General features: G+C 66.1%; 14 protein-coding genes. 5 read left to right on the top strand and 9 right to left on the bottom strand.

The features are described from left to right. The first annotated feature begins 42 nt into the window (after nt 1-42). A complete protein-coding gene (locus ACFXNW_RS20625) occupies nt 43-177 on the top strand; it encodes a hypothetical protein (RefSeq protein ID WP_379419327.1) in 135 nt (44 codons plus the stop codon). A gap of 71 nt (nt 178-248) precedes the next feature. Here ACFXNW_RS20625 and ACFXNW_RS20620 read toward each other — a convergent pair whose 3' ends face one another. Further along, nucleotides 249-914, bottom strand: coding sequence for a TetR/AcrR family transcriptional regulator (locus tag ACFXNW_RS20620; protein ID WP_379419326.1), 666 nt, complete (start codon nt 912-914; stop codon nt 249-251). 89 nt (nt 915-1003) lie between these two features. After that, entirely contained in the window at nt 1004-1318 is a 315-nt protein-coding gene (mihF, locus tag ACFXNW_RS20615; protein ID WP_280236576.1) for an integration host factor, actinobacterial type, read from the bottom strand. Nucleotides 1319-1509: 191 nt separating this feature from the next. Here mihF and ACFXNW_RS20610 point away from each other — a divergent pair, with 191 nt between their 5' ends. Both ACFXNW_RS20610 and ACFXNW_RS20605 read left to right on the top strand, forming a co-directional pair. Beyond that, nucleotides 1510-2121, top strand: coding sequence for a dihydrofolate reductase family protein (locus tag ACFXNW_RS20610; protein WP_379419325.1), 612 nt, complete (start codon nt 1510-1512; stop codon nt 2119-2121). A 244-nt stretch (nt 2122-2365) separates the two neighbouring features. After that, the gene (locus tag ACFXNW_RS20605; protein ID WP_379419324.1) at nt 2366-2743 is read left to right on the top strand and encodes a nuclear transport factor 2 family protein; all 378 of its coding nucleotides are present in this window, start codon (nt 2366-2368) and stop codon (nt 2741-2743) included. Nucleotides 2744-2828: 85 nt separating this feature from the next. On the opposite strand, the gene ACFXNW_RS20600 is transcribed toward ACFXNW_RS20605, so the two are convergent. The 6 genes from ACFXNW_RS20600 to ACFXNW_RS20575 all read right to left on the bottom strand — a co-directional run bounded on the left by ACFXNW_RS20600 (nt 2829) and on the right by ACFXNW_RS20575 (nt 8790). Then, the gene (locus tag ACFXNW_RS20600) at nt 2829-3239 is read right to left on the bottom strand and encodes a hypothetical protein (protein WP_379419323.1); all 411 of its coding nucleotides are present in this window, start codon (nt 3237-3239) and stop codon (nt 2829-2831) included. 140 nt (nt 3240-3379) lie between these two features. Next, nucleotides 3380-4660 carry an ATP-dependent Clp protease ATP-binding subunit ClpX gene (clpX, locus tag ACFXNW_RS20595; protein WP_379419322.1) on the bottom strand — a complete coding sequence of 427 codons (1281 nt, stop codon included), beginning with the start codon at nt 4658-4660 and terminating at the stop codon, nt 3380-3382. A 514-nt stretch (nt 4661-5174) separates the two neighbouring features. Continuing rightward, a complete protein-coding gene (locus ACFXNW_RS20590) occupies nt 5175-5843 on the bottom strand; it encodes an ATP-dependent Clp protease proteolytic subunit (RefSeq protein ID WP_379419321.1) in 669 nt (222 codons plus the stop codon). A 32-nt stretch (nt 5844-5875) separates the two neighbouring features. Then, nucleotides 5876-6463 (bottom strand): ATP-dependent Clp protease proteolytic subunit, encoded by a 588-nt coding sequence (locus ACFXNW_RS20585; RefSeq protein ID WP_379419320.1) that lies wholly within the window; start codon nt 6461-6463, stop codon nt 5876-5878. A gap of 183 nt (nt 6464-6646) precedes the next feature. Next, complete coding sequence (gene tig, locus ACFXNW_RS20580) at nt 6647-8038, bottom strand: trigger factor (protein WP_379419319.1); 1392 nt, start codon at nt 8036-8038, stop codon at nt 6647-6649. A 164-nt stretch (nt 8039-8202) separates the two neighbouring features. Continuing rightward, nucleotides 8203-8790, bottom strand: coding sequence for an FKBP-type peptidyl-prolyl cis-trans isomerase (locus ACFXNW_RS20575; RefSeq protein WP_379419318.1), 588 nt, complete (start codon nt 8788-8790; stop codon nt 8203-8205). Between ACFXNW_RS20575 and ACFXNW_RS20570 the strand changes: the two genes are divergently transcribed. Beyond that, complete coding sequence (locus ACFXNW_RS20570; RefSeq protein ID WP_379419317.1) at nt 8789-8962, top strand: hypothetical protein; 174 nt, start codon at nt 8789-8791, stop codon at nt 8960-8962. The genes ACFXNW_RS20575 and ACFXNW_RS20570 overlap by 2 nt on opposite strands. A gap of 53 nt (nt 8963-9015) precedes the next feature. Continuing rightward, on the top strand, nt 9016-11493 hold the full coding sequence (locus tag ACFXNW_RS20565; protein ID WP_379419316.1) for a phosphoketolase: 2478 nt from the start codon (nt 9016-9018) through the stop codon (nt 11491-11493). 53 nt (nt 11494-11546) lie between these two features. On the opposite strand, the gene ACFXNW_RS20560 is transcribed toward ACFXNW_RS20565, so the two are convergent. After that, nucleotides 11547-12164: a Uma2 family endonuclease gene (locus ACFXNW_RS20560; RefSeq protein ID WP_379419315.1), complete on the bottom strand. Its 618-nt coding sequence runs from the start codon at nt 12162-12164 to the stop codon at nt 11547-11549. Nucleotides 12165-12345: the final 181 nt, after the last annotated feature.

The following is a 12345-nucleotide window of genomic DNA, read 5'->3' as shown; positions in this document are numbered from 1 at the left end:
TTTGTAGTGCCGCCGAGCCAGACACGCTCCGGAGGTACGCGCATGCACAGCAGCAGAATGTTCGAGCCGGCCCAACAGCTCGCAGACGCCAAGAGCAATCAGGACCTCACGACCGCGATGCGGCTCCTCCACCCCGCCACCGCCCGCCGCAGGCTGCTCGAGGAGCCGAACCGATGACCGCCGACCCGCGCATCCGCCGACTGCCCGCACTCACCAAGGCGCAACTCGTCTGAGATCGACGGCGACTTCTACCCGCGGTGCGTGTCGCCGGAGCCGTCGAGAACACCGTCGACAACCCGATCCACCAGATCAATCACACTCGAATCCCCCAGCCGCAGCGAGATATTGGCAGCATCGAGCACTGCGACGATCTGAAATGCGCCGAACCCGGCGTCGGTGGGGGCGATCTCACCGGCGGCAACGGCCGCGGCGATTTCGTCAGCAAGAAGCGTCCGCCACCACCGACGCTGGCGGACCAATAGATCGCGGATGACTCCTGGACGGCTGTCGTACTCGGGAAGGTTTGCGGTCCAAAAGCATCCGCCGGGCAATAATGGTGCGCTGGCGTAGTCGATCCACCGCGCGACCAGCGCGCGGACCCGATCCACGCCGGTGCGCTCTTGCTCGGCCGGACGAACGACCGCCTCGGCGAATACCTCACCCGCCGCTTCGACGGTGGCCAGTTGCAATTGCTCCTTGGTCCGGAACAGCGTCTGAATGCCCGCCTTGCTGATACCGAGCTCGTCAGCGAGTCTGCCGAAGCTGATCCCGTCGAGTCCGTCGATAGAGGCGATGTCGACCGCGCGCCGGGTGATCAGTGCTCGGGAGCGTGCGCCTCGAACGAGCCGACCATCCGCAGGCGACGGTCGAGCGGTCGTCCCGATAGCACCCGCATGCGGTCGACCGATCACCATACGGTCGATCGTATGCCAGGTGTCGAACTCGCGCCGACCTGAGCGTCCGTCGCGGAAAACTCGTCGCGCGGACGCTCAGCGCCGGATTCTCAGTCGGCGAGGGCCTCGAGCAAGGCGGCGCGCTGGCGAGCGCCGAGACCGCCGATACGACGGTCCTCGGGAATCTCCGCCTGGTCGAGCAGCTTCGCCGCCTTGACCGGGCCGACGCCGGGAAGCGCCTTGATGACCGCCGCGACCTTCGTCTTCTTGACCAGGTCGTCGGAGTCGGCCTTCTTCAGCAGATCCGCTACCGAGACCTTGCCCTCCTTCACCTTGCCGATCAGTTCGGAGCGCGCCTTGCGGACCGCAGCCGCTTTGGCCAACGCTTCAGTGCGTTGTTCCGCGGTCATGGTAGGCAGTGCCATGTCTCCTCCGCTTTCACTCGTCACTCGAACATCTGGTTGACCGGACCGATTCAACATCACCGTACCGACAAGGTACGCCCGACACACCGGGGAAGAACATGGTGGATAACGCGATGATTTTCCGCGCTCCGGCCCGTCGGAACCCATAACGAGCCCGAACCGACCGGGCGGAGACGGGAAGGACCGGACCGATGGAGCTGTCACTGACCCTGTTCGTCACCCTCGACGGCGTTTACCAGGCCCCCGGCGGACCCGAGGAAGATCCCCGCGGCGGCTTCACCCAGGGCGGCTGGATGGCACCGTTCATCGACGCGGATTTCGGCGCCTTCATCGATTCCGTGTTCGACCGGGCCGACGCGTTCCTGCTCGGCAGGCGCACCTACGACATCTTCGCCGGGTACTGGCCCAAGGTCACCGACAGCGACGACGTGGTGCCGGTGAAGCTGAACGCGCTGCCCAAGTTCGTCGTCAGCACTCACCTCGATCATGCTGAATGGGCGAACACCGAAATCCTGAGTGGCGACTTGGTCACGGAGGTGACCGCCCTCAAAGATCGCCCCGGACGTGAGGTGCAGGTGCACGGCAGCGGCAGTCTCGGACAGAGCTTGCTCGCCGCGGGGTTGGTGGACATCTTGCATCTGGTCACCACCCCCGTCGTGCTCGGCGATGGTAAGCGACTGTTCACCGATGGCTTGCGCCCCACCGGATTCCGGCTCACCGAGTCCCGTGCGAGCTCCACCGGCCTGGTCATGTCGACCTACCGTATGGCGGGCGCCCCGGAGTACGGAACGGTCGGTGAGTGATCCACGTAACAGCGAGGCGACACGAACCGACACATCAGCAGAAGCACCCGCACGGATCAAGGTTCAACGGCGAACCAGGGAGATCAACGGCGATCTCGACACCGGGCGCGGACCGGAACCCACCGGCCGTCACCGAATCCCACCGGGTGCGACAACTACAGGGTCGGTCCGTTCCCGCCGCGGTGGTGCACCTGGACTGATATCGTGCCGAATTAGAACACGTTCCAATTCGGCAGGAGTTCCCATGGCACGGCAGATCCGCGATGTGGTCGAGCAGTACGTCAAGCTGGTCGGCAGTGGTCCCACCGACGACATCGTCGCGCTCTACGCACCGGACGCGATCGTCGAGGACCCGATCGGCACCCCGCCGAAGCAGGGCCATGACGCGATTCGCGAGTTCTACAACATCCTGGCGAACCTGGAACGCGAAACGTCGATCCACGCCGATTCGATCCGCATCGTCGGCAATCACGCGGCATTCATGTTCACCCTCGTCACGATCGCGGGTGGGCAGCGCATGACACTGCATCCGATCGACGTGATGGAGTTCGACGACGAGGGCCGGATCATCCACATGCGCGCCTACTGGGGCCAGGACGATCTGAGCATGGAACCTGCCTGAGCCGAGACGCCGACCAGGCGCTGAGGCATCGCCCCGGCGCCGCGGCGTGCACGACCACCGAGGGACCCGATCGCCGCAGGCCGGATCAGATGACGAGGCAGGCGTATCCGATATGCATGCCTACGCCCACTTCGACCTGGACCCAGGGCGCGAGATTCGCCCCGGTCGTCGGCTGTACCGCCTGCAAGGTGTGGTGGCCCCGGGTGGTCGGCGTCCAGGTGACCAGCGCGACGCCGTCTGTCGGCGCCACGGTGGCGAACGGTAGCCCGTTGTCGTAGAAGGTCACCGGCGTCACCCCCTCGGTCAGCCGCGCCCGCACCGTGTACTGGCAGGTGGTGCCGTAGTTGGTGATCGGCCCGAAATTGTAGTCCGGCATCACGCTGACCTGCGTGACGGTGGCCGCCGCCGTAGGCGCGCTGACCACCACGGCCGATGCCGCCGCCGCGGCGAACGCGGCCGCTGCGGCCAGATTGCGGGCTCGGAAACGCTTCGACATCGGCCGCTCCTCGTTGTGCGACGCCTGCAGGTGCACCGACCCTACAACGATCGACGCCCTCCAGAGGCCGTCATCGCCAACTCCGCGCCGAAACGATAAACGGCCCGCCCACAACGTGGACGGGCCGTTTCAGAACGAACTCAGGCCGACTTCTCGCGGCGCTCGGCGCGCTCGCGCTTGCGCGGGACGATGGTGGGCAGCACGTTGTCGTTGACGGTGTCGGCGTCCACGACCACCTTGGCGACATCGTCGCGGCTGGGGATGTCGAACATCACCTGCTGCAGGACTTCCTCCAGGATGGCACGCAAGCCGCGGGCACCGGTGCCGCGCAGGATGGCCTGGTCGGCCACCGCCTCGAGCGCGTCGCGGGTGAACTCGAGGTCGACGCCGTCCATCTCGAAGAGCCGGATGTATTGCTTGACCAGCGCGTTCTTCGGCTCGGACAGGATCGTGACCAGCGAATCCTTGTCCAGGTTCGTCACCGACGCCACGACGGGGAGCCGGCCGATGAACTCCGGGATCAAGCCGAACTTGATCAGATCCTCGGGCATCACTTCGGCGAAGTGGTCGGTGGTGTCGATCTCGGCCTTGGACCGGACCTCGGCACCGAAGCCGATACCGCGGTGACCGGTGCGGTCGGAGATGATCTTCTCCAGACCGGCGAACGCGCCAGCCACGATGAACAGCACATTGGTGGTGTCGATCTGGATGAATTCCTGGTGCGGATGCTTACGCCCACCCTGCGGCGGCACGCTGGCCTGGGTGCCCTCCAGGATCTTCAGCAGCGCCTGCTGCACACCCTCACCGGAGACGTCGCGGGTGATCGACGGGTTCTCGCTCTTGCGGGCGATCTTGTCGACCTCGTCGATGTAGATGATGCCCGTCTCGGCGCGCTTGACGTCGTAATCGGCGGCCTGGATCAGCTTCAGCAGGATGTTCTCGACGTCCTCACCGACATAGCCCGCCTCGGTGAGCGCGGTGGCGTCGGCAATGGCGAACGGGACATTGAGCATCTTGGCCAGGGTCTGCGCCAGATAGGTCTTACCGCAGCCGGTGGGGCCGAGCATCAGAATGTTGGACTTGGCCAGCTCGACGCTCTCGCCGCGGCTGTCGCGGCCCTTGTCGCCGGCTTGAATGCGCTTGTAGTGGTTGTAGACGGCCACGGCGAGCGTGCGCTTGGCCGTGTCCTGCCCGATCACGTAGTTCTCCAGGAAATCCCGGATCTCGGCGGGCTTGGGCAACTCATCGAGTTTGACCTCGCTGGACTCGGCCAGCTCCTCTTCGATGATCTCGTTGCACAGGTCGATGCACTCGTCGCAGATGTACACCCCGGGTCCCGCAATGAGCTTCTTGACCTGCTTCTGGCTCTTTCCGCAGAACGAGCACTTCAGCAGATCGCCGCCATCACCGATGCGCGCCATCTCGTGGGTCCTACTTCCTTGTTCGCGTGCAACCGTCCATCCAGTTGCCAGCTTTCCGCCACCGGTGGAAGGTGTCGTTGAATACGTCGACCGTATCCGGGTGGTGGTGCACTGCTGTCAACCGGGAGCAAAGGTCCCTAGGACGACCGTACCCGGTGTGCGCGATACAGGTCGACAACTCGCGCATGTTTCTCGCCGGGGTTGTGCGGGTTCTCACCATGATTCGCCGGAGTCGCCCGGTCGCCGAGCTATCCGCGCCGAGCGCAACAGATCAGCAACCGCGCGTGTCGCCGACACCCGACGCCGGACGACTCAACGGACCGCGGCCAGGCTGACCACCGTCCGTGACATCGGCCGGCCATACCTCAATTTTCGAGCGAAGCGAGACCGAGCATCCGAGTTCGCGGCCCGTCTCGCATCTCCGCTGCCGCTGCGTACGCCGAAGGCAAGCAGCGGTAGCGGAGACGCGAGACATCCAGGGGCCGCGAACACGCGGTGCCGCAGGCGCCGCCGATTACTTCTGCGCGCTCAACTTGCGGTAGTCGAACACCGTGTCGATGATCCCGTACTCCTTGGCGTCCTCCGCCGTCAGGATCTTGTCGCGATCGGTGTCCTTGCGGATGGTGTCGGCGTCCTTGCCGGTGTGCCGGGCCAGCGTGGTCTCCATCAGGCGACGCATGCGCTCGATCTCGGCGGCCTGGATCTCCAGGTCCGACACCTGACCCTGGATGCCACCCTCCAGCGACGGCTGGTGGATGAGCACGCGGGCGTTGGGCAGGCAGGCGCGCTTACCAGGGGTACCGGCGGCCAGCAGCACGGCCGCGGCGGAGGCGGCCTGGCCGAGGCAGACGGTGGCCACATCGGCACGCACGTACTGCATGGTGTCGTAGATGGCCATCAGTGAGGTGAACGAGCCACCCGGCGAGTTGATGTACATGGTGATGTCGCGATCGGGATCGAGCGACTCGAGCACAAGCAGCTGCGCCATGATGTCGTTCGCCGAGGCGTCGTCGACCTGCACGCCGAGGAAGATGATGCGCTCCTCGAACAGCTTGTTGTACGGGTTGGACTCCTTGACGCCGAAGCTCGAGTGCTCGATGAACGACGGCAGGATGTAGCGGGCCTGCGGGCTCGCGGGCGCGCTACCGGACAGGCCTGCGCGGGGGTCGATCAGGTTGGCCATCTTCGTCTCCAAAGTCTTGTGAGGGTGTCCGCTTACTTGCCTGCGCCGTTGGCCTGGTTCGCGTGGCTGATCACGTGATCGATGAAGCCGTATTCCAAGGCTTCGCTCGCGGTGAACCAGCGGTCACGGTCGGCGTCGGCGGTCACCTGCTCGATGGAGTTGCCGGTGTGCAGTGCCTGCAGCTCGTTCAGCTCCCGCTTGGTGTGCGCGAACTGCTCGGCCATGATCGCGATATCGGCGGCCGAACCACCGATACCGGCCGAGGGCTGGTGCATCATGATGCGCGCGTGCGGCAGCGCGAAACGCTTGCCCTTGGTCCCCGCGGTGAGCAGGAACTGGCCCATCGAGGCGGCCAGACCCATGCCGTAGGTCGCGATATCGCATTCGGCGAACTGCATCGTGTCGTAGATGGCCATACCGGCGGTCACCGAACCACCCGGCGAGTTGATGTAGAGCGCGATGTCCTTGGTCGGGTCTTCGGCCGACAAGAGCAGGATCTGCGCGCAGAGTTTGTTCGCGATGTCGTCGTCGACCTGGGTGCCGAGGAAGATGATGCGCTCACGCAGCAGGCGCTCGTACACCGAATCACTGAGGTTGAGACCAGCAGTCGCGGTTGTCATGACCCCTGCCTTATTGATCGTCACGGATACCTGCCTTCTCTCGCCGGCTCGTTGCTGACACAAACATTAACGAAGCAGGGCGGCACCGAACTCCCGGTACCGCCCTTCTTCGCTCACAGCGCAATTACGCTCCCCGCAGGGCACCCATCACGCTGGTCTCTCAATGGTTCTTCGCCGTTCGGCTTACTTCTCGGCGTCTGCCGAAGCCTCGACGGTCTCGACGGCCGCCTCGGTGGACTCCTCGGCCGAATCCTCCGACTCGCCGAACATCTCGGCGGTATCGACGGCGTTGCCCTCGGAGTCGGTGACGGTGGCCTGGCCGACCACACCGGCGAGCGCCTTGCCGCGGCGCACATCGGCGAACACGGCGCCGAGCTGGCCCGCCTGCTGTACCTGCTGGATGAACTGCTCAGGCGACATGCCGTAGCGCTGGGCCTGGAACAGGATCCGCTCGGTGAGCTCCTCCTGGCCGACCTGGGTGCCCTCGGCCTCGGCGATGGCGTCCAGCAGCAGCTGGGTCTTCACCGACTTCTCGGCCGCCTCCTTGGTGTCCTTGTCGAACTCCTCGCGGCTGGAACCCTGCGCCTCGAGCGCCTCGGCGAACTTGGCTTCGTCGTGGTCGAAACCGTGCACGGCGTCGTGCTCGACGGCGTCGATCTCGGCCTTGACCACGGCCTCGGGCAGCGGCACCTCGACCTGCTCGAGCAGCTGCTCGAGGACCTTGTCGCGGATATCGCCGGCCTGCTCGACCTTCTTCACCCGCTCTACGCGGCCGCGCAGATCGGTCTTCAGCTCGTCGAGGGTGTCGAATTCACTGGCCAGCTGGGCGAACTCGTCGTCGGCCTCGGGCAGCTCGCGCTCCTTGACCGAACCGACGGTGACGGTGATGACGGCTTCCTTGCCCGCGTGCTCGCCTGCGACCAGGGTGGAGGTGAACTCCTTGGACTCACCGGCCGACAGGCCGACCACGGCCTCGTCCAGGCCCTCGATGAGCTGGCCGGAGCCGACCTCATGAGACAGCCCGGTGGTGGAGGCCTCGGGGACGTCCTCGCCGTCGACGGTGGCCGACAGGTCGATGGAGATGAAGTCGCCTTCCTGCACAGCGCGCTCGACGCCGGTGAGGGTGCCGAAGCGCTGGCGCAGCGACTGCAGGTGCTCGTCGATGTCGTCGTCGCCGATGGTGATGGCGTCGACGGTCACCGCGATGGTGCTGTAGTCGGGCAGGGTGATCTCCGGGCGGATGTCGACCTCGGCGGTGAACGCCAGCTCTTCGCCGTCTTCGATCTTGGTGATCTCGATCTCGGGCTGGCCGATGACCTTCACCTCGGAGGTGGTCACGGCCTCGCTGTAGCGGGCCGGAAGCACGTCGTTGACGACCTGCTCCAGGATCGCGCCGCGGCCGAGGCGGGCCTCGAGCAGCTTGGCCGGTGCCTTGCCCGGGCGGAAACCGGGGATACGGACCTGCTTGGCCAGGGCCTTGTAGGCCTTGTCGAAGTCCGGCTTCAGCTCCTCGAAGGGCACCTCGACATTGATCCGGACCCGGGTCGGGCTCAGCTGCTCGACGGTGCTCTTCACGGACATGCTCCTTGTTCGTAGTTCATCGGTCGTTGACGTCGGTGGTCCCCCCGATCGCATCCACGCAAGGTTAGTCGACCGGTGCCCACGCCCTGCAATCCGGTCATGCGAACGAGCCCGTCAGCGCCTCATCGGCGCGGGCGGGCCCGCACTCACCGGGTGCGTCAGTTATCCGGCACGTCCACCGCGTCGGTGACGAAGACCAGGGTCTCGTTCGGCTTGATGCCGTTGCCGCCCGCGCCGTAGCCCAAGTCCGGCGGGATGATCAGGAGCCGCCGCGTGCCCTCCTGCACACCTTCCAGGCCCTGGTCCCAGCCCGGGATGACCATGCCCGCGCCGAGCGTCAGCTCGAACGGCTCGCCGCGGTCGAAGGAGCTGTCGAGCTTCTGCTTGTCCGACCAGGTCACCAGGGTGTAGTTCATCTCCAGTTCCTGACCGGCCTGCGCGCCGGGGCCGGAACCGACCACCAGGTCCTTGACGATCAGTTCGGTCGGAGCGTCGCAATCGTCGGGAATGGTGATGGTGGGGTTCTCACCGAAGCCGCCGGTGACGCCGATGTCCTCGGCGGTGCATGCGCGGCCGGTCGACGGTTTGGCGGTGGTCGCACCGGTAGCCACGGCGGCGCTGGTGGTGGCCTTCGTGGTGGTGGCCGCTGCGTCGGTGTCGGAGCTGTCGTCCGAGCCACAGGCTCCGAGCGCGAACGCCGCGGCGGCGATGGTGGCGATACCGATGATCCTGGCGGAGGTAGGCATGCCGCGCACCCTAATCGACGTCACCGCACGCGGCCCGCCCCAGGCCGCAGCACAGGTATACGGGCCGCGACGCAGACGCAGGTACGAACGGTTCCGGCGCGGCTCGTGCGCAGCCGCGGAGGAGGCGGAAGTATGCCTGAAGTACTGGGCCTACAGCGGATACGGCCGGTAACCTGACGGGGAATCTCCATCCGGTGCGTGGCACGAACGTGAGGAGAGTCGCCCATGGCGCAGTCGGCCGGTTCCGACGGTAACCCCACTGCCGAAGACACCTCGGCCGACAACGTAGGTGGCGGCGGCGGGATCTCGGTGGCGCCGCGCCCGTATCGGCTCACCGATGCTCCTGGCCCGCTCGACACCGAGGAACTCGAGGCCGTAGACGCGTGGTGGCGCGCCGCCAACTTTCTGTCGGTCGGCCAGATCTATCTGATGGCCAATCCGCTGCTGCGCGAACCGCTGCGCGCCGAGCACATCAAACCGCGACTGCTCGGCCATTTCGGCACGGTGCCGGGGCTGAATCTGGTGTGGGTGCATGCCAATCGGGCGATCCTGGCCCGCGATCTCAACGCCGTATTCGTCGCCGGGCCCGGCCACGGCGGTCCGGGACCGAACGCCTGCGCCTGGCTCGAGGGCACCTATTCCGAGCTCTACAGTCACGTCCCGCGCGATCTGGACGGTATGCGCGCGCTGTTCGCGCAGTTTTCCTTCCCCGGTGGGGTGCCGAGCCATTGCGCGCCGGAAACACCCGGCTCGTTTCACGAGGGCGGTGAACTGGGCTATTCCCTGCTGCACGCGTTCGGTGCGGCCTTGGACAATCCGGACCTCACCGTGTTCTGCGTGGTCGGCGACGGTGAGGCCGAGACCGGTCCCCTGGCGGGCAGCTGGCATGCGAACAAGTTCCTCAACCCGGCCCGCGACGGCGCGGTGCTGCCGATTCTGGCGCTCAACGAATACAAGATCGCCAACCCGACGATTCTGGCGCGGATACCGGAACCCGAACTGATCTCGCTGCTGCGCGGCTACGGGTACGAGCCGCTGGTGGTCTCCGGCCGGGATCCGGCGCGGGTGCATCAGGCCATGGCCGAGGCGATGGACACCGCGCTGGAGCGGATCGCCCAGATCCAACGCGCGGCACGCGGCGGTGGTGACGGCACGCGGCCGCATTGGCCGATGATCGTGCTGCGCACCCCCAAGGGCTGGACCTGTCCCCCGCTGGTGGACGGCGATCAGGTGGAGGGGACCTTCCGCGCTCATCAGGTGCCTCTGCCCGCGGCCCGCACCGACGACAGCCATCGGGCGGTGCTCGAGCTGTGGCTGCAGTCCTACCGGCCCGCGGAATTGTTCGACGAATCCGGGGCACCGGTCTCGGAGCTGATGGGGCTGGTGCCGTCGGGTGATCGGCGGATGAGCGCGAACCCGGTGAGCAATGGGGGCGCTCTCGTGCGCGATCTGCGCCTGCCGGATTGGCGCGCGTTCGGCGTCGAGGTTCCCGCACCCGGGGCCACCCACCATGAGGCGACCCGGGTGCTCGGCGGCTGGCTGCGCGAGGTCACCGCGCGCAACGGGCACAATTTCCTGACCTTCGCACCGGATGAGCTGGCCAGCAATCGATTACAGGACATTCTCGAAGTCACCGGACGCAATTGGCAGGCCGAGATCGACGAATTCGATGTCGGTCTCGACCGCACCGGCCGGGTGATCGAGGTGCTGTCGGAGCACATGTGCCAGGGCTTACTCGAGGGCTATCTGCTCACCGGCAGGCATGGGGTGTTCACCTGCTACGAGGCGTTCGTGCACATCGTGGACGCGATGTTCAACCAGCACGCGAAATGGCTCGACGCGAGTGCCGCGGTGGCGTGGCGGCAGCCGATTCCGAGCCTGAATTATCTGCTCTCCTCACATGTGTGGCGCCAAGATCACAACGGATTCACCCATCAGGACCCGGGATTCCTCGATGTGGTGCTGAACAAGAAGCCCGAGATCGTGCGGGTGTATCTGCCGCCTGATGCCAATACGCTGCTGTCCACGTTCGACCACTGCCTGCGTTCGCGCCATTACGTGAACGTGGTGGTGGCCGGTAAACAGCCGCAGGCCGAGTGGCTGTCGGTCGATGCGGCCGCGCTGCACTGCGCGCGCGGCATCGGCATCTGGGATTGGGCCGGTCACAACGACGAACTCGGCACCGAGCCCGACGTGGTGCTCGCCTGCGCGGGCGACGTGCCGACCCTCGAGACCCTGGCCGCCGCGGCCATCCTGCGCGAGCGCCTTCCCGAGCTGCGGGTGCGGGTGATCAATGTGGTGGATCTGATGCGGCTGCTGCCGAGCACCGACCATCCGCACGGGCTCCCCGATTCCGAATTCGACACCCTGTTCACCCGCGATCGCCCGGTGATCTTCGCCTTCCACGGCTACCCGTGGCTGATCCACCGGCTGACCTACCGGCGCACCAACCACGACGGTCTGCACGTGCGGGGATACCAGGAGCGCGGCACCACCACGACACCGTTCGACATGGTGATGCTCAACGATATGGACCGCTACCACCTGGTGACCGACGTGATCGACCGCGTGCCCGCCCTGCGCGACAAAGCCGGCGGGCTGCGCCAGCAGATGCAGGACGCGCGCCTGCGGGCACGGGCATGGACCAGGGAGCACGGCGAAGACATCCCCGTCGTCGCGGACTGGACCTGGCCGGGGCCGTAATCGCCTTGCCACCGGCACGGCGCCTCCGCGACGAGCATCGGCCGTCCGAGGGTCTAATCAGGCGGCGCGATCTCCAGATCCCGCCACACCAACTCGATCGGGAACGGATCCGACACATCGACAGCCACCGGCCCCATGTCCCGATGTACGGTCCCGATGTGGGTGTAAGGCCCCGCCGCCCCGGACAATGCGTATCGCTCGATGGTCAGTGCGCCGACCTTGTCGAAGCTGACCAGCCAGTAGTGCGGAATGCCCGCGTCGGCGTAGTCGCTCATCTTGTGCACTCGGTCCCGGCGCGCCGACCACGTCGACAACACCTCGACCACGATCAGGCAGTGCGCCGCCGTCAATTGCTCGTAATCGGGCAAGCAGCGATGCACCACGGCATCAGGCTTGCGGGCGGTCGGCGGCACTTCCCAGAGCAGAACATCGACCTCGGTGTTCGTTTCGTAGCAGGAACCCCCACCGTCACGGCGCATTTCAACAACCGCAGCCCGCTCCAGCGCGTTCGACACACGGGCGCCGACCTTTTGGTGATTCCGGCTGCGCTGCTCGCGGGGGACGAGATATCCGTCGACCAGCTCGGACTCCCGGCGAAGTTCCACCCCTAGGCCGAGAAACTCCTCCCATGAGATGGGCGCCGGTTGTGTGGTGTTCCAGCTGACGGTCACATGTCGATAGTAGAGCGACAGTGCCGCCTCACCGACCCACCCGCCGCATCCGACCAGCAGGGCCGGGTGCGTCAGGCCAGGGCCGAGGAGATGCGGCCGGAAAAGGCGTCTACGACGATCATTGCCCGGAGTAATGAAACGGGTTACATTCGGAGGCAGCAGGTCGCTTGCAACTGCTAGC

It is taken from the genome of Nocardia sp. NPDC059180 (assembly GCF_042754945.1).
Classification (GTDB): Bacteria; Actinomycetota; Actinomycetes; order Mycobacteriales; family Mycobacteriaceae; genus Nocardia.
This window is presented reverse-complemented; position numbering and strand designations above follow the sequence as displayed.